The 23,361-nt window shown below is 37.5% G+C and carries 22 protein-coding genes; 14 read left to right on the plus strand and 8 right to left on the minus strand.

Going from position 1 to position 23,361, the window contains the following annotated elements; genetic code table 11:
- The first annotated feature begins 255 nt into the window (after positions 1-255).
- From thrS to rplT, 4 genes are all read left to right on the plus strand, one after another.
- Positions 256-2,208: a threonine--tRNA ligase gene (gene thrS / locus Q1K34_RS10830; protein ID WP_300438431.1), complete on the plus strand. Its 1,953-nt coding sequence runs from the start codon at positions 256-258 to the stop codon at positions 2,206-2,208.
- A 21-nt stretch (positions 2,209-2,229) separates the two neighbouring features.
- Positions 2,230-2,781 carry a translation initiation factor IF-3 gene (infC, locus tag Q1K34_RS10835; RefSeq protein WP_300438614.1) on the plus strand — a complete coding sequence of 184 codons (552 nt, stop codon included), beginning with the start codon at positions 2,230-2,232 and terminating at the stop codon, positions 2,779-2,781.
- Between the two features lie 109 nt (positions 2,782-2,890).
- A complete protein-coding gene (gene rpmI / locus Q1K34_RS10840) occupies positions 2,891-3,088 on the plus strand; it encodes a 50S ribosomal protein L35 (RefSeq protein ID WP_011708523.1) in 198 nt (65 codons plus the stop codon).
- 121 nt (positions 3,089-3,209) lie between these two features.
- Complete coding sequence (gene rplT, locus Q1K34_RS10845) at positions 3,210-3,554, plus strand: 50S ribosomal protein L20 (protein ID WP_300438439.1); 345 nt, start codon at positions 3,210-3,212, stop codon at positions 3,552-3,554.
- Between the two features lie 56 nt (positions 3,555-3,610).
- Here the strand turns inward: rplT and Q1K34_RS10850 are convergent, their stop codons facing one another.
- From Q1K34_RS10850 to tgt, 6 genes are all read right to left on the minus strand, one after another.
- Positions 3,611-4,033, minus strand: a complete 423-nt coding sequence (locus Q1K34_RS10850) for a secondary thiamine-phosphate synthase enzyme YjbQ (protein ID WP_300438442.1) — start codon at positions 4,031-4,033, stop codon at positions 3,611-3,613.
- Positions 4,034-4,042: 9 nt separating this feature from the next.
- Entirely contained in the window at positions 4,043-5,293 is a 1,251-nt protein-coding gene (locus Q1K34_RS10855) for an asparagine synthetase B (protein WP_300438616.1), read from the minus strand.
- A gap of 73 nt (positions 5,294-5,366) precedes the next feature.
- A complete protein-coding gene (dnaB, locus tag Q1K34_RS10860; RefSeq protein ID WP_300438445.1) occupies positions 5,367-6,914 on the minus strand; it encodes a replicative DNA helicase in 1,548 nt (515 codons plus the stop codon).
- A 167-nt stretch (positions 6,915-7,081) separates the two neighbouring features.
- Positions 7,082-8,035: an acetyl-CoA carboxylase carboxyltransferase subunit alpha gene (locus Q1K34_RS10865; RefSeq protein WP_300438448.1), complete on the minus strand. Its 954-nt coding sequence runs from the start codon at positions 8,033-8,035 to the stop codon at positions 7,082-7,084.
- Between the two features lie 97 nt (positions 8,036-8,132).
- Positions 8,133-9,209, minus strand: coding sequence for an LptF/LptG family permease (locus Q1K34_RS10870; RefSeq protein ID WP_300438450.1), 1,077 nt, complete (start codon positions 9,207-9,209; stop codon positions 8,133-8,135).
- Between the two features lie 9 nt (positions 9,210-9,218).
- Entirely contained in the window at positions 9,219-10,349 is a 1,131-nt protein-coding gene (gene tgt / locus Q1K34_RS10875) for a tRNA guanosine(34) transglycosylase Tgt (RefSeq protein WP_300438453.1), read from the minus strand.
- A gap of 42 nt (positions 10,350-10,391) precedes the next feature.
- On the opposite strand from tgt, the gene Q1K34_RS10880 reads away from it, so the two are divergent.
- The 3 genes from Q1K34_RS10880 to Q1K34_RS10890 all read left to right on the plus strand — a co-directional run bounded on the left by Q1K34_RS10880 (position 10,392) and on the right by Q1K34_RS10890 (position 13,158).
- Positions 10,392-11,363 carry a transketolase gene (locus tag Q1K34_RS10880; RefSeq protein ID WP_300438456.1) on the plus strand — a complete coding sequence of 324 codons (972 nt, stop codon included), beginning with the start codon at positions 10,392-10,394 and terminating at the stop codon, positions 11,361-11,363.
- Between the two features lie 117 nt (positions 11,364-11,480).
- Positions 11,481-12,434, plus strand: coding sequence for a transketolase family protein (locus Q1K34_RS10885; RefSeq protein WP_300438459.1), 954 nt, complete (start codon positions 11,481-11,483; stop codon positions 12,432-12,434).
- Between the two features lie 121 nt (positions 12,435-12,555).
- The gene (locus tag Q1K34_RS10890; RefSeq protein WP_300438461.1) at positions 12,556-13,158 is read left to right on the plus strand and encodes an outer membrane beta-barrel protein; all 603 of its coding nucleotides are present in this window, start codon (positions 12,556-12,558) and stop codon (positions 13,156-13,158) included.
- Positions 13,159-13,356: 198 nt separating this feature from the next.
- Here the strand turns inward: Q1K34_RS10890 and recQ are convergent, their stop codons facing one another.
- Positions 13,357-15,555 carry a DNA helicase RecQ gene (gene recQ / locus Q1K34_RS10895; protein ID WP_300438463.1) on the minus strand — a complete coding sequence of 733 codons (2,199 nt, stop codon included), beginning with the start codon at positions 15,553-15,555 and terminating at the stop codon, positions 13,357-13,359.
- A gap of 84 nt (positions 15,556-15,639) precedes the next feature.
- Between recQ and Q1K34_RS10900 the strand changes: the two genes are divergently transcribed.
- From Q1K34_RS10900 to Q1K34_RS10920, 5 genes are all read left to right on the plus strand, one after another.
- Positions 15,640-16,605, plus strand: coding sequence for a KpsF/GutQ family sugar-phosphate isomerase (locus tag Q1K34_RS10900; protein ID WP_300438466.1), 966 nt, complete (start codon positions 15,640-15,642; stop codon positions 16,603-16,605).
- Complete coding sequence (tatC, locus tag Q1K34_RS10905) at positions 16,605-17,444, plus strand: twin-arginine translocase subunit TatC (protein WP_300438469.1); 840 nt, start codon at positions 16,605-16,607, stop codon at positions 17,442-17,444. The genes Q1K34_RS10900 and tatC overlap by 1 nt, the downstream gene beginning before the upstream one ends.
- Before the next feature lie 3 nt (positions 17,445-17,447).
- The gene (locus tag Q1K34_RS10910) at positions 17,448-17,798 is read left to right on the plus strand and encodes a carboxymuconolactone decarboxylase family protein (protein WP_300438471.1); all 351 of its coding nucleotides are present in this window, start codon (positions 17,448-17,450) and stop codon (positions 17,796-17,798) included.
- A gap of 43 nt (positions 17,799-17,841) precedes the next feature.
- Positions 17,842-18,582: an LPS export ABC transporter ATP-binding protein gene (gene lptB / locus Q1K34_RS10915; protein ID WP_300438473.1), complete on the plus strand. Its 741-nt coding sequence runs from the start codon at positions 17,842-17,844 to the stop codon at positions 18,580-18,582.
- A gap of 122 nt (positions 18,583-18,704) precedes the next feature.
- Entirely contained in the window at positions 18,705-20,456 is a 1,752-nt protein-coding gene (locus Q1K34_RS10920; RefSeq protein WP_300438475.1) for an asparagine synthase-related protein, read from the plus strand.
- Here the strand turns inward: Q1K34_RS10920 and Q1K34_RS10925 are convergent.
- Positions 20,444-21,196 (minus strand): CDP-alcohol phosphatidyltransferase family protein, encoded by a 753-nt coding sequence (locus Q1K34_RS10925; RefSeq protein WP_300438478.1) that lies wholly within the window; start codon positions 21,194-21,196, stop codon positions 20,444-20,446. The genes Q1K34_RS10920 and Q1K34_RS10925 overlap by 13 nt on opposite strands.
- Before the next feature lie 243 nt (positions 21,197-21,439).
- Between Q1K34_RS10925 and Q1K34_RS10930 the strand changes: the two genes are divergently transcribed.
- Both Q1K34_RS10930 and lnt read left to right on the plus strand, forming a co-directional pair.
- Positions 21,440-21,601: a hypothetical protein gene (locus tag Q1K34_RS10930; protein ID WP_300438481.1), complete on the plus strand. Its 162-nt coding sequence runs from the start codon at positions 21,440-21,442 to the stop codon at positions 21,599-21,601.
- 112 nt (positions 21,602-21,713) lie between these two features.
- Positions 21,714-23,309, plus strand: a complete 1,596-nt coding sequence (gene lnt, locus Q1K34_RS10935) for an apolipoprotein N-acyltransferase (protein ID WP_300438484.1) — start codon at positions 21,714-21,716, stop codon at positions 23,307-23,309.
- The last annotated feature ends 52 nt before the right edge of the window (positions 23,310-23,361 follow it).

Raw genomic sequence — 23,361 nt, forward strand, 5'->3', positions numbered from 1 at the left:
GCTGCAAATATACACCAACTTCTTCCTTTCCACCAAATAAAAATTTGAGTTTTTTAGAAGTAAAAATCAGCTTCAGACATAACAACCTACTAAACACATGTTTTAGCATTATAAATATTTTGAAAACTATCAATATCACCACATCCTATTCAACAGAATTCTGTCACCTTAATATAATAACTACCTATATACATATATGTATTGCGCAACCAAACTCAACACCTTATCTTTGTGGCTTCGTAAAAAATGAATAAAATGATCAAGATTACTCTGCCAGACGGAAGTATTAAAGAGTTTGAAAAAGGCACTACTCCCATAGAGGTTGCCAAAAGCATTAGTGAAGGCTTAGCAAGAAATGTTATCTCCGCTAAATTCAATGATGAAACTGTAGAAACAACAACACCTTTATATGAGGATGGCAATCTTGTATTATTTACCTGGAATGATAAGCAGGGAAAAAAAGCTTTCTGGCATTCAACTTCTCACGTAATGGCTCAGGCTATTCAGGATCTTTATCCCGGGGCGAAGTTGACTATTGGCCCTGCGATTGAAAGAGGCTTTTATTATGATGTAGATTTCGGGGAACATAAGATTTCGGAAAATGATTTTAAAAAGATTGAAGATCGTATGTTGGAAATTGCCCGTGGAAAGCATAATTTTCAATTAAGGGAAGTTTCCAAGCAGGACGCACTTGATTTTTACAAGAAAGAGAACAATCAGTTTAAGGTAGAGCTTATTGAAAATCTTCAGGATGGAGAAATTACTTTCTGCGACCATGACACTTTTACTGATCTTTGCCGAGGTGGTCATATTCCTAATACCGGAGTTATTAAAGCAGTGAAATTAATGAGTGTTGCCGGTGCCTACTGGAGAGGGGATGAAAACAACCCTCAACTCACGAGAGTTTACGGGATCTCTTTTCCGAAGCAAAAAGAATTAAAGGAATATCTAGAGCTCCTGGAAGAAGCAAAAAAACGAGACCACAGAAAACTGGGGAAAGAACTTGAACTATTCACCTTTTCCCAGAAAGTAGGTCAGGGATTACCATTATGGTTACCTAAAGGAGCTGCTTTAAGAGAACGTCTTGAAAATTTCCTCAAAAAGGCTCAGAAACAAGCCGGATATGAAATGGTAGTTAGTCCGCATATTGGTAGTAAAGAGCTTTACGTAACTTCGGGACACTACGCTAAATATGGCGAAGACAGTTTTCAGCCTATTTCCACTCCTAATGAAGGTGAGGAATTCATGCTTAAACCTATGAATTGCCCACATCATTGTGAAATGTATAACGCATCTTCTTGGAGTTACAGGGATCTTCCAAAGAGATTCGCTGAGTTTGGAACTGTTTACAGATACGAACAAAGTGGTGAACTACATGGTCTAACCAGGGTTCGCGGATTCACCCAGGATGATGCACATATCTTCTGTATGCCGGAGCAACTGGATGAAGAATTTAAGAAAGTAATAGACCTTACCTTATATGTCTTCCAATCTTTAGGTTTTGACGATTTTGTCACCCAGGTTTCTTTAAGAGATCCTGATAATAAAGAAAAATATATCGGCTCTGATGATGTCTGGGAGAAAGCCGAAACCGCCATTATTAATGCTGCGGAAGAAAAGGGATTGAACTATGTGATTGAAACCGGTGAAGCAGCATTTTACGGTCCAAAACTGGATTTCATGGTACGGGATGCCTTAGGCAGAAGCTGGCAGTTAGGAACCATCCAAGTAGATTATAACTTACCAGAACGTTTTGACCTGACATACAAGGGAAGTGACAATGAGTCACACCGCCCCGTCATGATTCACCGCGCACCTTTTGGCAGCATGGAGCGATTTGTAGCTATTCTTTTAGAGCACACCGGTGGAAATTTCCCTCTCTGGCTAATGCCTGAACAGGCTATTATTCTCTCACTCAGTGAGAAATATGAAAAATACTCACAAAAAGTTTTAACTTTGCTTGAAAATAACGAAATTCGCGCCCTTGCTGACAATAGGAATGAAACTATTGGCAAAAAAATCAGGGAAGCAGAAGTTAACAAATACCCATATATGCTTATCGTTGGGGAGCAGGAAGCCAAAGATGGTACGATTTCTGTTCGAAAACATAGCGAAGGTGATTTGGGGACGATGAAAATTGAAGATTTCGCCAATTTGATAAATACAGAAATCAATAGTACCTTAAAGCCTTTTAAAACGGAAGTTTAATTTAAATTTTGAGCCATAGCAATACGTAGAAGAAAACCGAACAGATTCGGCCGACAAAAAGAAGAACAACACAGGATCAACGAAAAAATTAGATCTGAAGAAGTACGTCTGGTTGGTGATAATGTAGAAATGGATGTTTATCCAACCAAAAAAGCCCTGTCTATAGCACAGGAATTAGGATTGGATCTTGTTGAAATTTCTCCGAATGCAAAGCCTCCTGTTGTTAAAGCAATGGACTACAAGAAGTTTCTTTATGAACAAAAGAAACGGGAGAAGGCCATGAAAGCCAAAGCCAGTAAAGTGGTAGTTAAGGAGATTAGATTTGGTCCCAACACAGATGATCATGATTACGAATTTAAAAAACGTAATGCAGAAAAATTCTTGAAAGACGGTGCAAAGTTAAAGGCTTTTGTATTTTTCAAAGGACGTTCGATCGTTTTTAAAGATAAAGGAGAGATCCTTCTTTTAAGACTGGCTCAGGATCTTGAAGAATACGGTAAGGTAGAACAAATGCCAAAATTAGAAGGAAAAAGAATGACTATGTTCTTGTCTCCTACTAAAAAATCAAAATAATACCTCTCCCAAAACTGCCCTTGCAGTTTTGACCTCTCCAAAGGAGAGGAGCATTGAAAGGTTAAGATATAAAGAGAATAAGAGAGTTAATTATAAAAAGAGGACAGCAATGCCTAAGATGAAAACTAAATCCAGTGCCAAAAAGCGTTTTAAGCTTACAGGAACTGGTAAGATCAAAAGAAAGCACGCGTTTAAGAGTCATATCTTAACAAAGAAGTCTAAGAAACGTAAGCTAGCCTTAACTCACAGTACTTTGGTACATGATGCAGATAAGGACAATGTCAAACTTCAATTACGTTTAAAGTAAATTGAAGCTCTTGAGGTTTTAATAAATTATTTAACCATGGAGTTGGGCCAATAAAAGAATTCAGAATTCAGAATTTAAAATTATGAATTATTGGATCGCCTGCTACAAAAAAATGTAAAATATGCCAAGATCAGTAAACTCAGTTGCCAAAAGGGCACGTAGAAAAAAAGTTTTAAAGCAAGCAAAAGGTTATTTCGGACGCCGTAAAAACGTTTGGACTGTTGCTAAAAATGCGGTTGATAAAGCTATGCTTTATGCATACAGAGACCGTAAAGCTAAGAAACGTAATTTCCGTTCTTTATGGATAATGCGTATAAACGCTGCAGCCAGACAGGAAGGATTATCTTATTCTCAATTTATGGGAAAACTCAAAACCAGTGATATTGGATTGAACCGTAAGGTTCTTGCCGATTTGGCGATGAACAACCCAGAAGCTTTCAAAGCGATTGTAGAAAAAGTAAAATAAAACGATTATACTCTCTTATAAAAAAATCCTGCCTTTTGGCAGGATTTTTTGTTTTATCACTCTCCATAAGCAGTAAGAACTAATTTTCTGGAACCTCCATTATTTCTGTGCTCACAAAGGTAAATCCCCTGCCAGGTTCCCAAGTTCAGGGTTCCATGGGTAATAGGGATTTGAAGCGAATTTCCGGTAAGTGTAGTTTTAATATGGGCCGGCATATCATCAGGTCCTTCGGTAGTATGTTTATAATAGGGTTGATTCTCCGGAACCATTTTATTAAAATGGCTTTCAAAATCTTCTCTTACAGTTGGATCGGCATTTTCATTTATAGCAAGCCCGGCTGAAGTATGTTTGATAAAAATATTCAGCATCCCAAAACCGAAATCTTCAATTTCTGAAAACTGAGATATGATCTCATCGGTAATCAGATGAAAACCACGACTACGAGGTTTCAATCTAATTTCTGTTTGATAAATTTCCATTTATTCTAATTATGTTTTCTGCTCCTTTTTCTTTGCTGCCGGAAAAAGCACATTATTTAAAATTAGTCTGTAACCGGGAGAATTAGGATGCAATTCTAATTCTGTTTTTGGATCACCTACTCTGTGCTGGTAATCTTCAGGATCATGCCCTCCATAAAAGGTAAAAAAGCCTTTTCCCTTTATTCCATGAATGTAACGAGCCTCACCGTTCAGCTTGCTTTCTCCCATAATAAGCACTCCGGGTTTCACCGTATTTGGATCATAACTGGTGGTTTGCCCCATAAAGCCTTTCACCAGCCGCGTATGGTTTTGGGTAAGCATCGTAGGAACTACATCCCATTTAGCAGAATAATCCATCAGTGAGAAATAATCATTCTCTTTCTGAATTTGCCTTTTTTCAGTCATATCGATGCTGGAAAATTCATATACCATGGGGCTTCTTTCCAATTCAAAATTGGTAAAAGCGAAGGTGTTATCAAAATCAATCTTTGCCTGGTAACCCGGTTCGCTTGGGTCACCATCAAACATAGCTTCTGCAATATCCACGCCTTCTGCTGCCAGGGCGATGTCAAAACTATCGGTAGCGCTGCACATGGCAAACATAAATCCGCCGCCAACAACATAATCCCTTATCTTTATGGCTACCGCAAGTTTTTCCTCCGAGACCTTGGAATATCCAAGCTCCCTGGCGAGTCGTTCAGCTTCCTGTTTTTCTTCTATATACCACGGCGTTGTTCTAAAAGTACGATAGAATTTCCCATACTGCCCCGTAAAATCTTCATGATGCAGGTGTAACCAATCATACAGCAGCAAAGCATCATTCAAAACTTCTATATCATATATGGTTTGATAAGGGATTTCAGCATAGGTTAATGCCATAGTAACAGCATCATCCCATGGCTTATTACCAGTTGGACTATAAACGGCTATTTTCGGAGCTTTTTCCAAAACAACAGATTCCATATTCTTTGATGGACTACTGATCTCTTCCAGAATTGAAGCAGACAGGTTATCACTGACCACTTCGAAATCTACCCCGCGAATCTTACATTCTTTTCTTAGCTTATCTGAATCTGATATTAAAAATGAACCTCCTCTATAATTCAGTAACCAGTTAACCGAAAGTTGATTCTCCAGCGAATAATAAACAATTCCGTAAGCTTTCAAATGATTTCCTTGAGATTCCGCGTCCATAGGGATTAGTATTTTCGATGCAAAAACCTGGAAAGATTGTAGCATAAAAAAAGAAAGCAGCAACATGCTTTTAAACTTGTTGCTGCTTCTTATATTTTTATCTATAAAGATTCCTTTAGCTGAATTTAGCGGTTTAAGTTTAGAAAGGAACATCATTATCGTCATCATCGCTATTCATTGAGCTTCCAAAAGCCTCATCGGCACTTGGGTTTGGTAAATTAAAATTTCCAAAATCATTATCCCCACCACTATTCATACTGGATGGGATTTCAGATGGAAAATTAAAGTCTTCTAAATTATCAAATTTACCGAGTTCTCCAATGAATTTAAGCCTGATATTTTCCAATCCACCATTACGGTGTTTTGCAACAATAAACTCACCCTGTCCCTGAGTGGGAGTTCTTTCTTCATCATCCCATTCTTCAATCTTATAATATTCAGGACGATAAATAAAGGATACGATATCGGCATCCTGTTCAATTGCTCCAGATTCTCTAAGATCAGAAAGTAATGGCCGCTTACTACCTCCACGTGTCTCTACTGCTCGCGAAAGCTGGGACAGTGCAATTACCGGAACATTCAATTCCTTTGCCAAAGCCTTAAGGTTACGGGAAATTGTAGAAATTTCCTGTTCCCTGTTTCCACCTTTTTGGGATCCACCGGCCGTCATCAACTGAAGATAATCTATCACAATCATTCTAATCCCATGCTGCGAAGCAAGTCGGCGAGCTTTTGCCCTAAGGTCAAAAATTGAAAGTGAAGGCGTATCATCTATAAATAAGGGTGCTTTTTCAAGGTCCTTAACTTTCACGTTCAACTGCTCCCATTCATGCTGCTCCAGTTTACCGGTTCTCAGTTTTTCCGAAGAAAGACCGGTTTCAGAAGAAATCAAACGGGTGATCAATTGGACAGAAGACATTTCCAGTGAAAAGAAAGCCACGGGAATCCCCTGATCTACCGCAATATTTCGGGCCATAGAAAGCGTAAGTGCCGTTTTACCCATACCGGGACGTGCTGCCACAATAATTAAATCTGAAGGTTGCCAACCAGAAGTTAATTCATCCAGTTTATCAAAACCTGATGGCACTCCACTTAGCCCTTCTTTATTCGAAATTTCCTGAATTTTCTTTTTCGCCTGAATTACTAAACTTTGAGCCGTTTCGGTAGAACGTTTAATATTCCCCTGTGTTACTTCATAAAGTTTAGATTCGGCAGAATCTAAAAGATCAAAAACATCGGTGCCTTCATCAAATGCTTCTTCTATAATCTCGTTAGAGATCTTAATCAAACTTCTTTGAATATATTTCTGAAGGATGATTCGCGCATGAAACTCAATATGCGCAGAGCTCGAAACCTTCTGTGTAAGCTGAATCAAGTAATAATCCCCACCAACTTTATCAAAAACCTTTTCTTTTTTTAGTTGGTTAGAAACGGTTAATAAGTCAATTGCCTCAGATGCATCGAATAATTTTTTTATCGCATCATAGATAAGCTTATGACTGTTCTTATAAAATGCTTCAGGAATTAAAATATCTATAATCTCATCCACTCCTTTTTTATCGATCATCATAGCTCCAAGCACAACTTCCTCTAAATCAACTGCCTGCGGCGGAACTTTTCCTTTTTCAAGACTTACTACATTAGATTTTTTATATGTAATATTTTGGGGGGAGGTGATTTTTTCCATATCTCTAAAGTAAAAAATTTGTTAAGACTATCTTAACGGGATTGCCCTTTCTTACTTAACAGGTAATGAACATTTTACCTGTTAATAAGTATATTTTTATGTTAATAAGCCAAAAAAATCCGGAAATGAGTATCCGGATTTTTAGTGATATTGTATAAATAAAGAACTTATCCTTTAAACACTCCCATGTCTAAATATTTATCCATTCTTTTTTCAACCAATTCTTCTGGTGATAAGTTTTTAAACTCAGAATAAGCATTGGAAATCGAAGATTTTACCGTATTAAAGATCTCTTCTCTATTAGAATGTGCTCCTCCCAGAGGTTCTTTTACGATCTCATCAATTAACTTCTGCTTCTTCATGTCTATAGAAGTCAATTTAAGCGCTTCGGCAGCGATTTCTTTGTATTCCCAGCTTCTCCATAAAATGGAAGAACAGGATTCAGGAGAGATTACAGAATACCAGGTATTCTCTAGCATCATCACTTTATCACCTACACCAATTCCTAAAGCTCCTCCACTGGCTCCTTCGCCTATGATTACTACAAAAATTGGCACTTTAAGCCGAGTCATTTCCAAAATATTACGAGCTATGGCCTCACCCTGCCCTCTTTCTTCAGCTTCTAATCCAGGATATGCACCTGGTGTATCTACAAAACATACTACAGGAACGCCGAATTTTTCAGCAGATTTCATCAATCTAAGCGCCTTTCTATATCCTTCCGGATTGGCCATCCCAAAGTTTCTATATTGTCGGGTCTTAGTATTATACCCCTTCTGCTGACCAACAAACATAAAACTTTGATCATCGATCTTTCCAAGTCCACCGATCATTGCCTTATCGTCCTTTACATTTCTATCACCATGCAATTCAAGAAAAGTGTCTCCACAAATAGCATTGATATAGTCTAAAGTATAAGGTCTGTTAGGATGTCTCGAAAGCTGAACGCGCTGCCAGGGAGTCAAATTCTTGTAGATTTCCTTCTTCTTCTCGATTAATTTCTTCTCGATCTGTTTACAGGTAGCGGTTACATCAACCTCACTCTCTTCTCCAATATTACATGCTTTAGAATATTGTTCTTCAAGTTCTTTAATAGGTTGTTCAAAATCTAAATATTCCATACTGTTTATGGTAATTATTTTTTATAGCTTACAAATATAACAACTTTAAAAAGATAGATTTCCCCGATAAAGTTTAAATTTTCAACGAATTTGAGAGTTAACGCTTAGCGCGGAATAACAGCACTACTGCCAGCACTCCAAAGGCAATATTTGGAAACCATACCGCAATTAATGGTGAAAAAGTGGATTGCTCTGCCATGGTCCCAAAAACCTTATCAAAGAAAATAAAAATAAAAGCAAGGGTAATTCCAACGGCAAGGTTCACTCCCATCCCTCCTCTTCTTTTAAAGGATGCCACGGCAACCGCAATAATCGTTAATATAAATGCTGAAATTGGGATACTCCACCGCTTGTATGCCACAACAAGATATCTATTAATATTACCTGAACCACGGCGGCGCTCTTTTTCAATAAAATCGTTTAATTCAGTATAATTAAGCGTTTCAGCAATATAAGACTCTGGAGTAAGCTCATCAAATTCGAAAGGCAGGATGGTATCCAGTGTTCTCATATACATAATACTATCTTCTTCCTTTCCAATGATCCTTTTATCTACTCTGGTAAGTTTATAAAGGCTGTCTTCATCACTATACCTTAAACTGGAAGCGCTTATTTTGAATTTAAGTTCGTTTCCCTCAAAATGTTCCAAAGTAAAATTTCTTGCCGATTTTGTTTTTGGCTGAAAGTGACTGGCATAGATATACTCGTTATCATTGATCTGCCTGTATACATCATTGGTTTCCTGGGTTTGTTCGCCCCGTTTTAAATACTGGTATTTAAATTCATTAAAACCTTTACTAGCCTGGGGCGCAAGGTACATGGCTAAAATTAAAGCGCCAATACAAACAATAGTAGCACCTATTAAATAGGGTCTTAAAAATCGATAAAAAGATACGCCACTACTTAAAAAAGCTACGATCTCGGTATTCATCGCCAGTTTAGAAGTAAACCAGATTACCGATAAAAATAAAAATATGGGAAAAAGAAGATTGGCAAAATAAATCGTGAAATCAAGGTAATAATTGGCTACTTCAACAAACGGAACCTCATTTTCCAGAATTTTATCGATCTTTTCAGCAAGGTTTACGGTAATGCCGATGGGAATAAACAGCACCAGCATCATGGTAAAGGTGCCTAAATATCGCTTAAGTATGTACCAGTCAAGAATTTTCAAATTTCGGGATTATAATCGTTTATCCATTTGCCTGACCATCTTATCTTTCCAGGCAGGGAAATCTCCGGCTAAGATATGTTTTCTCGCCTCTCTCACCAACCAAAGATAAAAGCTCAGGTTATGGATACTGGCAATTTGCCTGCCTAGCATTTCATTAACGCTAAATAAATGCCTAACGTATGCTTTGGAATATTGTGAATCTACAAAACTTACCCCTTCTGGATCTATAGGAGAGAAATCATCTTCCCATTTCTTGTTCTTAATATTAATAGTACCATGGGAAGTAAAGAGCATTCCGTTTCTTCCATTCCTGGTAGGCATCACACAATCAAACATATCTATTCCCAGCGAGATATTTTCAAGAATATTAATAGGAGTTCCCACGCCCATCAGGTATCGTGGTTTGTCTTCGGGTAGAATTTCAGTAACCACATCAGTCATGGCATACATTTCTTCCGCAGGTTCCCCTACTGAAAGTCCGCCAATAGCATTTCCTTCTGCTCCCGCGTTGGCTATATATTCCGCAGATTGCTTACGTAAATCTTTATAAGTACTCCCCTGAACTATGGGAAATAAAGTTTGCTGATAATCATAGATCGCCGGTGTTTTCTCCAGATGTTTAATACACCTGTCCAGCCAACGATGCGTCATATGCATCGATCTCTTAGCGTAATTATAATCACAGGGGTATGGAGTACACTCATCAAACGCCATGATAATATCGGCACCGATCGCTCTTTGAATTTCCATGACATTTTCCGGAGTAAAAGTATGGTAGGAGCCATCTATATGAGATTTAAACTTCACTCCTTCCTCTTTGATCTTTCTTCTTGCTGAAAGTGAATACACCTGGTAACCTCCACTATCGGTTAAAATATTTCGATCCCAGTTCATAAATTTGTGAAGACCACCTGCTTTCTTTAATATATTGGTTTGAGGTCTTAAATAGAGATGGTAGGTATTCCCAAGAATTATATCGGGATTAATATCTTCTTTTAATTCGCTCTGGTGAACGCCTTTTACTGAAGCCACCGTACCAACCGGCATAAAAATAGGAGTTTCTATGACCCCATGATCTGTAGTTATTTTTCCTGCACGTGCTCTACTACCGGGATCGGTAGTTAAAAGTTCAAAATCCATAGTTCAATTTAATCGGTGCAAAGATACTCAAGTAAATATCAAATGGAAGTGCAATTATCACTTAAGACTGTTAGTATTTTCGATAAAAAGTTAATAACTGGGCACCGGTTGCTTTGCCAAAGCTTTTTAAAAACTTATTTTTGCGGCAATAAAACAACACAATTTAAAATGCCAGACATCAACGAATTACAAGATTTTGTTACCCAGGTTCGCCGGGACATTCTGAGGCAGGTTCATAAGGTAAATTCGGGACACCCGGGAGGATCCTTAGGCTGTGCTGAATTTTTTAGCGTACTGTATCAGGAAGTTATGGACCACAACACCAATTTTGATATGGACGGAAAAGATGAAGACCTGTTCTTCTTATCTAATGGCCATATTTCTCCTGTGTTTTACAGCGTACTTGCCCGCAGTGGATATTTTCCGGTTGAAGAATTAAACACTTTCCGCTTAATAGACTCTCGTCTTCAGGGCCATCCAACAACACATGAAGGTTTACCAGGAATCAGGATCGCATCAGGATCTTTAGGCCAGGGAATGAGTGTTGCCCTTGGTGCTGCCCAGGCAAAAAAACTAAATAATGACAAGCACATTGTTTATACTTTGCATGGAGACGGTGAACTTCAGGAAGGCCAGAACTGGGAAGCAATCATGTATGCCGCCGGAAATAAGGTAGATAATGTAATTTCTACTGTAGATTTAAATGGTCAGCAGATTGATGGTAGTACTGAAACCGTACTTCCGCTGGGAAATCTTAAAGAAAAATTCGAAGCTTTTGGCTGGGATGTACTGGAAATTGAAGATGGCAATGACCTAAAACAGGTAATTGATGGTCTAAAAGAAGCAAAATCAAGAACTGGCAAAGGCAAACCGGTTTGTATATTAATGAATACTGTAATGGGGAATGGAGTAGATTTTATGATGCATACGCATGCATGGCATGGAAAGGCTCCAAATGATGAACAACTGGAAACAGGACTTTCTCAAAACCCGGAAACACTGGGAGATTATTAGCCCCTCCTGGCCTCCCCGAAGGGGAGGAGTTTTGATTACAGATAAATAAAGTGAATATTAATAACGCATAAAATACAACCCGTACAGATCCTTCCTTTGGAGGGGTTGGGGAGGCTTATGAAAGAATATAAAAATACAGGAAGTAAGGATACAAGATCTGGATTTGGAGCTGGTTTAACCGAACTGGGAAAAACCAATGAAAATGTAGTAGCACTTTGCGCAGACCTTACCGGTTCACTAAAAATGGACGAATTCAAAGAGAATCATCCGGAACGTTTTTTCCAGGTTGGAATTGCAGAAGCAAATATGATAGGAATGGCTGCCGGAATGACGATAGGAGGAAAAATTCCTTTTACCGGAACCTTTGCCAACTTTTCAACAGGAAGAGTTTATGACCAGATTCGCCAGAGCGTGGCTTATTCAGGGAAAAATGTAAAGATTTGTGCAAGTCATGCCGGAGTAACTTTAGGTGAAGATGGCGCAACCCATCAAATTCTTGAGGATATAGGTTTGATGAAAATGTTACCGGGAATGACGGTGATCAATACTTGCGATTTCAATCAGACGAAAGCGGCGACTTTAGCTATTGCTGAACATGACGGCCCGGTTTACCTTAGATTCGGAAGACCAAAAGTGGCGAATTTCACTCCAGAAGATCAGAAATTTGAGATAGGGAAAGCAGTAAAACTTTATGAAGGACGTGATGTTACCATCATTGCTACCGGACATTTGGTATGGGAAGCCATTCAGGCTGCGGTTGAATTAAATGAAAAAGGAATCAGTGCTGAAGTGATCGATATTCACACTATTAAACCTTTAGATGAAGAAGCGATTATTACTTCTGCTAAAAAAACAGGCGCCGTGGTTACTGCCGAAGAGCATAACTTTTTAGGAGGATTAGGAGAAAGTGTAGCCAGAACGCTGGCAGAAAACCATCCTACGCCTCAGGAATTCGTGGCAACACAGGATACTTTTGGTGAAAGTGGAACTCCGGCTCAATTGATGGATAAATATGGTTTAAACTCCGCTGCGATTATCAAGGCTACTGAAAAAGTTTTAAAACGCAAATAATATATTAATTATCAATAATTTAAGAGCCTTTCAGCTAGTTTACTGAAAGGCTTTTTTAATTTGGCAGAAATAAACAATACTTAAAGTACGTTATAGAAAGTAAACGATAAATATGAAGAATATGAAAAAATTAATCTTAGCCGCCATTCTAATTACCGGATTGGGAACACATGCTCAGAATGCCAGTTTTGGGATTAAAGGAGGTTTAAATTATGGAGCAACCGGTGAATATGAATCTTATAGTCAGGTTTCAGAAGATTTCACCTCATCTTTTGAAGATGGCGAAAATAAGACAGGCTTTCATGCGGGCTTTTTTGCTCAATTTGAATTACTTGGGATATTTATTCAACCAGAACTGGTGTATACCGAGTTGAATACGGAATATTCAGCTTTTGAATATAAGCTTAGTAAGGTAGATGCGCCGGTTTTGTTAGGAGTAAATGTGTTGGGACCTTTAAATATAAAAGCCGGACCCTCTTTTCAGTATATCTTAAAAAATGAAATAGAAGACTCCAATCTTGAAATTGAAGATGTAGAAAAAGACATCACCGTAGGTTACCAACTGGGTTTAGGCCTGGATCTTGGAAGATTAGGATTTGACGTTAGGCGTGAAGGCTCTTTTCAGGATAATTTTGCCCAGGGTGGAGATCTTGCGACAGATTCAGGATTCAGAATTGATTCCCGTCCATCTCAATGGATATTAAGTGTTTCCTATACTTTATAAATAAAACATTATCAGGAAATAAAAACCCGGAATTTCCGGGTTTTTTTTATGCATTAATCTTAGATGAGTGTATGTATGTCATTTCGACCAAAGGGAGAAATCTATAATCAGTGAAATTTCTCAGTCGCTTTGCTCTTTCGAAATAACATTTAAATAAGAATTATTTTTGCTGATTCAAGTTTAAAATTCCACTAATTCCTAATTAGCCACCTGACTAATAAACTTGATTCTATATAATCTTAGTTCTTCATCATCGTAATCTCCGTCAAATTCTTCCATGGCTTCATCAATCTTATCGGTTTCAGCCTCTAAGAAATATTCGTGAATTTCTTCCTGCTGATCTTCATCCAGGATATCGTCCAGCCAATAATCGATATTCAGCTTGGTCCCACTATAAACTATAGCTTCCATTTCCTTGATAAATTCAGTCATAGTCATTCCTTTTGCAGAAGCAATGTCTGTTAAAGGCAATTTTCTGTCTACATTCTGAATGATATAAAGCTTTAGGGAACTATTAGCCCCTGTAGATTTTACTACAAAATCGTCTGGTCTTACAATATCATTATCTTCTACATAGCGTTCAATTAACTCTACAAACTCCTTTCCATACTTTTTGGCTTTTCCTTCTCCTACTCCGTGTATATTGCTTAACTCTTCAATAGTAACCGGATATTTTAAAGCCATGTCTTCCAGTGATGGATCCTGAAAAATCACAAATGGAGGCAAATCTTTCTTCTTAGCTACTTTTTTCCGAAGCTCTTTTAGCATCTTTACCAATTGAGCGTCTACAGAAGCGCCTGCTTTTTCTGCCTTATTCACTGCTTCTTCGGTGGCAGCATTATAAATATGGTCTTCTGTCATCATAAATGACACAGGATCCTTAAGGTATTCTTTTCCTTTATCGGTAATTTTCACAACACCATAAGTCTCAATATCTTTTTTTAGAAAACCTGAAACAAGTGCCTGTCGGGTAAGTGCCATCCAATAATTGGTATCCTGATGACTTCCTTTTCCGAAGAGAGGATGCTCATCGGTTTTATGGGAAAGAATAACCGCATTGGATTTTCCAATAAGTGTTTTTACAATCTCTTTAGATTTATATAATTCATTCGTTTCCTTAACTGTTTTAAGCAACAGCTCCAGGTCCTGTTTCGCTTCGACCTGTTTCTTAGGATTACGAATATTATCATCCATACTTGCTCCCTCTCCTGTTTCAGAATCGAATTCTTCACCAAAGTAATGCAGAATGAATTTTCTTCTGGATATTGAAGTTTCAGCATATGCGACCACTTCCTGAAGCAAAGCATGGCCAATTTCCTGTTCAGCTACAGGTTTACCACTCATGAATTTTTCCAGCTTCTCAATATCCTTATAGGAATAGAAGGCAAGACAATGTCCTTCGCCACCATCCCTGCCGGCACGACCGGTTTCCTGATAATAGCTTTCAATACTTTTAGGAATATCGTGATGGATCACAAAGCGAACATCGGGCTTATCTATGCCCATTCCGAAGGCAATGGTTGCAACTACCACATCGATGTCTTCCATGAGGAACATATCCTGATGTTTAGACCTGGTCTTTGCATCTAGGCCTGCATGATAAGGCACTGCTTTTATTCCATTTACCTGAAGTGTTTGCGCGAGCTCTTCTACCTTTTTTCTGCTAAGGCAATATATAATTCCCGACTTTCCATCATTCTGCTTAACAAATCGGGTAATATCTGCCTCTATATTCTTCGTTTTCGGCCTTACTTCATAATAAAGGTTAGGTCGGTTAAAACTCGCTTTAAAAGTTTTAGCTCCGGTGATTCCCAGGTTTTTCAGGATATCCTCCTGTACTTTGGGAGTTGCCGTGGCTGTTAGGCCAATTACCGGGATATTATCTCCAATCCTCTTCAGAATATGGCGAAGATTTCGGTATTCAGGTCTAAAATCGTGACCCCATTCACTAATACAATGCGCTTCATCTACCGCCAGGAAAGAAATAGTTTGATTTTTTAGAAAATCTACATAATCTTCCTTGGTGAGGGATTCAGGAGCTACGTATAGCAGTTTACAGATACCATTTCTAATATCTGCCTTTACCTGATTAACTTCAGTTTTATTTAAAGAGGAGTTCAGTACATGGGCTACGCCATGTTCAGAGGAGATACTACGTATAGCATCAACCTGGTTTTTCATTAAAGCTATAAGGGGCGAAACCACAATAGCAGTACCGTCTGAAATAAGCGCAGGGAGCTGGTAACATAGTGATTTACCTCCGCCAGTTGGCATTACCACAAACGTGTCATTTCCTTTCACGATACTGGTAATTACTTCTTCCTGAAGCCCCTTAAACTGACTAAATCCAAAGTACCTCTTCAGTTCTTTGTGTAAATCAATTTCGGTCAAACCCATTCAATTGTGTTACAATTTTACATACATTTGCATTACTAAATATACATATTTCTTTAGTACCTGCAATTCTTAATTTAATCTAATTTGAAACTTAGCGATCAAATCATTTCTACTGCAAAAGAAACCATTTCCAACGAAGCAGAAGCAATTGCCAACCTCGAAAATTTCATTGACGAAGACTTTACCAAAGCGGTGGAGGTCATCTATAGATCTCAAGGTCGTGTGGTGGTTACCGGGATAGGAAAAAGTGCTATTATTGCCAATAAAATAGTAGCCACTTTAAATTCTACCGGCACCCCTTCCATCTTTATGCACGCTGCAGATGCTATTCACGGTGATCTGGGAATCGTTCAGGATAACGATATTGTAATTTGTATCTCAAAAAGCGGTACAAGTCCTGAAATACAGGTGCTGGTGCCTCTAATAAAAAATTTCAACAATACCCTCATCGCACTTACAGGAAACAAGGAATCTTTTTTAGGAAAGGAAGCAGACTATGTTTTGAATTGCTACATAGAAAAAGAAGCCTGTCCCAATAACCTGGCACCCACAACAAGTACTACCGCTCAAATGGTGATTGGCGATGCACTTGCTATTTGCCTTCTAAATCTGAAGGGCTTTAGCAGTAAGGATTTCGCTAAATATCATCCCGGCGGTTCCCTGGGTAAAAAGCTTTATTTAAGAGTAAGTGATATTACTTCTCAAAATATGATTCCCCAGGTTTCACCAAATACCAATATTGCAGATGCTATTATTGAAATTTCAGAAAAAATGCTGGGAGTAACGGCTGTTTTGGAAAATAATAAAATCGTAGGTATTATTACAGATGGCGATATTCGTAGAATGCTGAAAGATCATCAGGAAATAAAAGGCCTGAAAGCCAGGGATATTATGAGTGAAAATCCCAGGACGATTGAGCAGGATACGCTGGCGGTAGAAGCATTGGACGTATTGGAAAAAAACCAAATCTCGCAATTATTAGCCGTGGAAAATGGAAAGTATGCGGGAGTGGTACATTTACATAATTTAATAAGAGAAGGAATTTTATAATGGATAAAATAGCCCCCCAGGAAGAACCTGGCAATGAAATGTCTTTTTTAGACCACCTGGAAGAATTAAGATGGCATTTAATTAGAGCTGTGCTGGCAGTAGTCATTGCCGGAGGAATCGCATTTTTGCTCAAAGGTTTTATATTTGATGTATTGCTTTTTGGACCTTCTAAAGGTGATTTCTTTTCTTATGATATTCTTTGCCGCATATCCTCATATATAGGTATAGATGGAGGTTTCTGTTTTGATGAATTACCTTTTGAAATACAAAGTAGAACCATGGGTGGACAGTTCTCTGCACACGTTTGGACTTCTATTACTGCCGGTTTCATTATAGCATTTCCCTATGTGATTTATGAATTCTGGAAATTCGTGGCTCCTGCAATGCATGGCAGCGAACGTAAATATGCCAAGGGATTTATCTTTGTGACTTCCATTTTATTCTTCCTTGGTGTCCTATTTGGTTATTACGTGGTGACTCCTCTATCCATAAATTTCCTGGGAAAATATCAGGTAAGTGAAATTGTGTTAAATGAATTTGATTTAAGTAGTTACATAAGTTTAGTAAGGGCTTCAGTGCTGGCCAGTGGATTGATCTTTGAATTGCCCATTGTGATCTATTTCCTAACCAAAGTAGGGGTGGTTACCCCGCAATTTCTAAAAAAATATAGAAAGTATGCTTTGGTTATTGTACTGGTGCTTTCAGCGATTATCACCCCACCAGACATTGTAAGTCAAGTAATTGTGGCAATACCCGTTTTGATATTATATGAAGTAAGCATCATTATTTCAAGGATCATGTATAAAAAAGAAGAAGAAAAAGAAAAATTAAAAAAATAAGCTATGATAGATAAGGTTGACGAATTTAATTCGTACCGCGCCAAAATGAACGATAAGATTTTATCTGAAAACAATAAAGTTCTTAAAAGAATTTTTAATCTCGATACGAATGCCTTTACCGAAGGCGCATTGGATAAAAAAACCAAAGAGCTACTAGGGTTAGTTGCCTCTACGGTTCTTAGGTGCGATGACTGCGTAAAATACCATTTAGAATCAAGCCATAAGGAAGGAATTACCCGCGAGGAAATTATGGAAACCCTGAGTATTGGAACCCTGATCGGAGGAACTATTGTAATTCCTCATTTAAGAAGAGCTTTCGAATACTGGGAAGCCCTGGAAGATAGTAAACAGTGATTACGGTATAGTTTCTGTGCTATCGGCAATATAAAATCAGATTATGAAATTACGTGCTGAAAAACTTGTTAAGACATATAAAGGAAGAGATGTTGTTAAAGGCATTTCAGTAGAAGTAAATCAGGGAGAGATTGTGGGGTTACTGGGGCCAAATGGCGCCGGTAAAACCACTTCTTTCTATATGATCGTGGGTTTGATAAAACCGAATAGTGGTGATATCATTCTCGATAAACAGAATATTACAAAATATCCTATGTATAAAAGGGCACAGCACGGAATAGGCTATCTTGCGCAGGAAGCTTCTGTTTTTAGAAAACTTAGTATAGAAGATAATATCATGAGCGTTCTTGAACTTACAGACCTTTCCAAGAAGGAACGGGTAATGAAGATGGAATCGCTTATCGAGGAATTTGGATTAAATCATATCCGAAAAAATCGTGGTGACCTTTTAAGTGGAGGGGAGCGTAGGAGAACCGAGATTGCCCGGGCCCTGGCTACAGACCCAAATTTCATATTACTTGATGAACCTTTTGCGGGTGTAGACCCGGTGGCGGTTGAAGATATCCAACGCATCGTAGCCCAGCTAAAAGATAAGAACATCGGGATTCTAATTACAGATCATAACGTACAGGAAACATTGGCGATCACAGACAGGACATATTTAATGTTTGAAGGAAGCATCCTTAAACACGGTATGCCTGAAGAACTGGCCGAAGATGAAATGGTACGTAAAGTTTATCTTGGGCAGAATTTCGAGCTTCGGAAAAAGAAACTATTTAATTAGTCAAAAAAAAATTAATTTAATGGCTAATTATGAAATTCCTATTTACCAATAAAAAACTTGATCCGAGCCTTGCTAAAGATTTTGAAAATCTGGAACTAAAGGAATTTGGTTGGAATACCTTATTGATCAATGATACGGCTACACTTACAGAAACAGCAAATCTTATTTCTTTTACAAATGGATATCTACGGGATTATTCATTCGAGAAATTAGTACCTCAAAAAAAATCGGCTATTCAACATGTGTTTAAGAATTGGCCCGTGGCTGACCATATTACGGGTAGTTTTTCTACCCTTATCCTTGATAAAACATATTTTGATATTGTAATTACCTCAGACTTATGTAATATTTATCCATTATATTATTTATTAGATGAAGGTCAAATTTATATTTCTAATAGCCTTATTTTAATAGGAAGGTATTCTGCAGCACAGCAAGACAAAACAGGTATAATGCAACGGGCGATAGGACCCAATTTTTGCAATATAGGCTCAAGGACAATTTTAAAGGATTGTAAAAGACTTTTACCGGGGGAATGGATTAAAATCAACAACAAAGGTAAAATCATAGAAAAAAAATTCGATAACTCTCTTTACCAGAAAATAGAGGAAACAAACCTTAACAACATTGATTTAGAAAATTATTGGAATCAATATAAGAAGGAAGTATCCCTTTGTACTCAGGGTTTTAAAGAAGTAAATATTGCACTTAGTGGAGGTATAGATAGTAGGATTGCTCTAGGCGCTATTGTAAATAAAAATATTTCGGCCTACACCTTCGGCAGCCCGAAAAACTATGAAAGCAAAGTAGCTGCGAGATTAGCTAAAAAAAAGGGAGCCAAGCATATTATTCTTTTTGACCCGAATCAATATTTCCCCAAAAAGAACCTTTTTTATAAATATACGAGAGAAACCGAAGCTGTTAATTTAAATTCGTGGTTAGAAATATTAACCCAAATTGATCCAAGAGCAAAGAAGCCTATAATACTTGGAGAATTATGTGAGGCCTTGCCAGGCAGAAACATCCAAAAATTAAATACAGGGCAATTTAGAAAAAAGAATTTTTACAAATACTATGTAAAAAATGAGAATATTAAATTAACCCCGGGAAACCCACTTTCTTTTAAACAATGGAAAAATAAAAAAATGAATTTTATTTTATCCTGGCATGTAGATTTTTGGTTTGATAAATTAAACTTCACTACAAGCAAGAAAAGAATCATCAAGGAAACGATAGACGATGCTGAAGAAATTTTCAGAAGGATCGAATCGCACCACCTACCCTTTACTGAATTATATGACGAACTATTTTCATGGTATACATATACTAGAATGATTTTATCAAGGCAGGTAAATATATGCAATGAAAAATTTTATGCATTTAGCCCTGGAATGTCAATGCAAATGCTAAAAAAAACTAGTAATATACACCCAAATCAAAGGTTATATTATCGCTTTGCAAATACATTGCTTAAAACTGTTCCTGAATTAAAAGGTTTTGGAAAAATACCAACTAGTCAGATTCCAGTAGTTCCCCAAAATTCAAATAATTTAGTAAAGATTCCAATTTGGGCAATAAGATCAAAAATTGATGATTGGCTTATAATAAGAATGATGAGTAATAAAGATATTAACATGCGATATCGACTTTTACCCTCAATTAACTGGGCCAAGGTTTATCAACAGGATGGAATGCTAGAAAATATTCTGGATTATTATGAAAATAATCAACTTGATAATAAATATTCTAAAGTTTTTTATTCTCTAGCTGAAAATAGAAAAAATCTAATAAAATGGCCTTTTGCAAATATGGATATTATTAGTGGTGCAACTCTAAATGCAGAACTCGATCTAATCAAAAATCAGCCTGAGTAAGAAGTTGTATTAGATATAACTGATAATAAGACGTAAAGTAAGAGGATTACCGGAATTGCAATAAACTTTAAGAATATTATAAGCACAATGCAGCTAATAATAAAGAAGTAGCGAAGTTTGTTTTCTTTGAACCCCCAATCTGAAAATTTTAAAGCAAATAATGGAAGTTCTGCATTCAGTAGATAACAACTCACTAGCGTGAGTCCTACCAGAAACCATTCGTTCAATAAAAGACTGGAAATAAATGGCCCCGGCTGATAGGTCAGGATTAGAGGCAAACTTAAAATTAATAAAGCGTTGGCAGGTGTTGGTAAACCTATAAAAGAATCGGTTTGGCGTTCATCTACATTAAATTTGGCCAGTCTATATGCGGAAGCAAGTATTATAAGCAACCCTATAAGAGCAAATGGTTTCATCTGGATATCAAAAACCGATGAATTCCAGTCGGAACCGAGTCCACTGTTTGCAGGGAGTGCTTTCATCAACAACTGATACATTACTATTCCCGGCACTACGCCACTGGTCACCACATCGGCAAGGGAATCTAATTGAAGCCCTACTTCGCTTTTAACATTGAGTAATCTGGCCGCAAGTCCGTCAAAAAAATCAAAAAATATTCCTGCAGCTACAAAAATGGCTGCCAGCACTAAATTTCCTTTTACTGCAAAAATTACAGCTACACTTCCACTAAGAAGATTTAATAAGGTGATAAAATTGGGGATATGTCTTTTAATTCCCATGGAGTGGTTTTAGTTAGGATTTACTAATCTACTATTTTGAATTGAAAAAGATCTAAATATTTGCTTAATCTGAAACTATTGTAAAACTGAAGCACAGATTTCTCTCTGTGGTCGAAATGACAGAACTTAAAATATAAATTTTCATTTCGAACGAAGCATTAGCGAAGTGAGAAATCTCATCAACTTTATTCATATCATACGGAACTCGTTTTAGCATCTTATTTTAAAAATTCCTAATCTGGAATGCCAAATCATATCTTCCCTATCATTTTGAAAAAAATAGCTGAAAAAACCCATCAACTTTATTCACGTCATGCTGCACTCGTTTCAGCATCACTTTATAATACTAATAAACCACAAACAAGAAACTACAAACCAGGAACGGCCATAACCCAGAATATATAACTTCATAATTACACGTGCTTCACTCTTCAAAATCCCTCAGGCTAGCTGATAATTGATAACTGTTAATTGGTAATAGAACAGAGTTTGCTATTTTTGAACACAGCTCTGCTTTATGAAAAATTTTATTTATGCCTTCTTAACGGGAATATTACTGGCTATATCCTGGCCCACGTATGGTTTTCCCTTATTTATATTCTTTTCCTATGTTCCGCTTTTAATTGCTGAATTTCGGCTAAGAAATTATTCTAAGAGCCGGATAAAATTAAAGGTTTTCGGACTTTCTTATTTAAGTTTCTTCATCTGGAACATAATAACGACCTATTGGGTAGCGTACTCCACAATATTCGGTGGAACTTTCGCCGTACTGGCAAATTCCCTGTTGATGTCCATCGTCTTTTTGTTATACCATATCGTGGCAAAAAGGACTGGTTTTAGTGCGGCTTCTGCATTTCTTGTAAGTCTATGGATGGTCTTTGAAAAGATGCACCTAAACTGGGACTTCTCCTGGCCCTGGCTCAACCTGGGAAATGTTTTTTCAGAATACATCAGTTGGGTGCAATGGTATGAATTTACAGGTACCTTTGGTGGAACCCTATGGATCTGGCTGGCAAATATTGCTATTTTCAAGGCAATACTTCAATATAAAGAATTCAAACAAAAAGGTATTATTTATAGAGCTATCCTAAAAGTTGGTTTGCTCATTTTAGTTCCGCTCACAATCTCCTGGATTCTTTATTATAATTATGAAGAACCTCAGCAAAAGCTGGAAGTGGTCATTCTTCAGCCGAATATTGATCCTTACACCGAAAAATATAACACTACAGATACCCGAATTGGAGAACTTCTATTGGATTTGAGTCGAAAAGCTGTAAGCGAGTCAACAGATCTTATTATTGCCCCGGAAACTGTTTTTGCTGATGGAACCCAGCTTTCAAATTTTGAGAATTCTGAAGCAGTTTTCTTCGGTAGACAGATTAGTGGTTTAGAACAGGGTCTTAGCTTCCTGGGTGGAGTAAGTATGTTTGACCGTTTCAGCGATCCTGAAAAAGTAGGCAAGCAAACCAATCAATTAGGATTTAATGACTGGTATAATGATTATAACTCGGCATTTATGGTTCAGAATTCCGCAGATAGCACTCAACTTTATCATAAATCGAAACTCGTTGTTGGTGTAGAAAATTTTCCTTATCAAAGTGTTTTAAAACCAATGTTAGGAGACATCATGATAGATTTGGGTGGCACCGTGGCTATGAAAACCACTCAGGAGGATCGCGAAGTCCTGTGGCTGGAAGAAAATGTGGGAACTGCCCCAATTATTTGTTATGAGTCGGTTTACGGGGAGTATGTAACCGGCTATGTTGAAAATGGTGCTAACTTTCTAAGTATTATAACCAATGATGCCTGGTGGGGAGATACTGAAGGGCACGAACAACATTTAAGCTATGCCAGGTTACGCGCAGTTGAAAACAGACGCTTTGTTGCCCGAAGTGCAAACACAGGCATATCAGCGATTATTAATTCAAGAGGAGATATCATTAAAAAACTTGAATATGAGAAAAAAGGAAGTTTTGTTGGGAAAGTAGGCCTTCTTTCTGAAAAAACCTTTTATGTAAAATATGGTGACTACCTCGCTAGAATTGCCCAGTTTCTGGCTTTATTCATATTTTTATTTGCGATGGTTAAATTCCGCAGAAATAGACCTGCCTGAGAAGTGAGAAGTGAGAAGTGAGAAGTGAGAAGTGAGAAGTGAGAAGTGAGAA

Origin of the sequence: Christiangramia sp., assembly GCF_029937855.1 — a bacterium.
Taxonomy (GTDB): domain Bacteria; phylum Bacteroidota; class Bacteroidia; order Flavobacteriales; family Flavobacteriaceae; genus Christiangramia.

Coding starts and splice junctions, on each gene's coding strand:
- tgt (WP_300438453.1), bottom strand. CDS start 10,349: ATGGATTTTGAACTTTTAACTACCGATCCCGGTAGTAGAGCACGTGCA.
- Q1K34_RS10910 (WP_300438471.1), top strand. CDS start 17,448: ATGATAGATAAGGTTGACGAATTTAATTCGTACCGCGCCAAAATGAAC.
- rplT (WP_300438439.1), top strand. CDS start 3,210: ATGCCAAGATCAGTAAACTCAGTTGCCAAAAGGGCACGTAGAAAAAAA.
- tatC (WP_300438469.1), top strand. CDS start 16,605: ATGGATAAAATAGCCCCCCAGGAAGAACCTGGCAATGAAATGTCTTTT.
- lnt (WP_300438484.1), top strand. CDS start 21,714: ATGAAAAATTTTATTTATGCCTTCTTAACGGGAATATTACTGGCTATA.
- Q1K34_RS10925 (WP_300438478.1), bottom strand. CDS start 21,196: ATGGGAATTAAAAGACATATCCCCAATTTTATCACCTTATTAAATCTT.
- Q1K34_RS10885 (WP_300438459.1), top strand. CDS start 11,481: ATGAAAGAATATAAAAATACAGGAAGTAAGGATACAAGATCTGGATTT.
- Q1K34_RS10880 (WP_300438456.1), top strand. CDS start 10,392: ATGGAAGTGCAATTATCACTTAAGACTGTTAGTATTTTCGATAAAAAG.
- Q1K34_RS10930 (WP_300438481.1), top strand. CDS start 21,440: ATGCCAAATCATATCTTCCCTATCATTTTGAAAAAAATAGCTGAAAAA.
- lptB (WP_300438473.1), top strand. CDS start 17,842: ATGAAATTACGTGCTGAAAAACTTGTTAAGACATATAAAGGAAGAGAT.
- Q1K34_RS10855 (WP_300438616.1), bottom strand. CDS start 5,293: ATGTTGCTGCTTTCTTTTTTTATGCTACAATCTTTCCAGGTTTTTGCA.
- recQ (WP_300438463.1), bottom strand. CDS start 15,555: ATGGGTTTGACCGAAATTGATTTACACAAAGAACTGAAGAGGTACTTT.
- thrS (WP_300438431.1), top strand. CDS start 256: ATGATCAAGATTACTCTGCCAGACGGAAGTATTAAAGAGTTTGAAAAA.
- dnaB (WP_300438445.1), bottom strand. CDS start 6,914: ATGGAAAAAATCACCTCCCCCCAAAATATTACATATAAAAAATCTAAT.
- Q1K34_RS10850 (WP_300438442.1), bottom strand. CDS start 4,033: ATGGAAATTTATCAAACAGAAATTAGATTGAAACCTCGTAGTCGTGGT.
- Q1K34_RS10890 (WP_300438461.1), top strand. CDS start 12,556: ATGAAAAAATTAATCTTAGCCGCCATTCTAATTACCGGATTGGGAACA.
- Q1K34_RS10865 (WP_300438448.1), bottom strand. CDS start 8,035: ATGGAATATTTAGATTTTGAACAACCTATTAAAGAACTTGAAGAACAA.
- rpmI (WP_011708523.1), top strand. CDS start 2,891: ATGCCTAAGATGAAAACTAAATCCAGTGCCAAAAAGCGTTTTAAGCTT.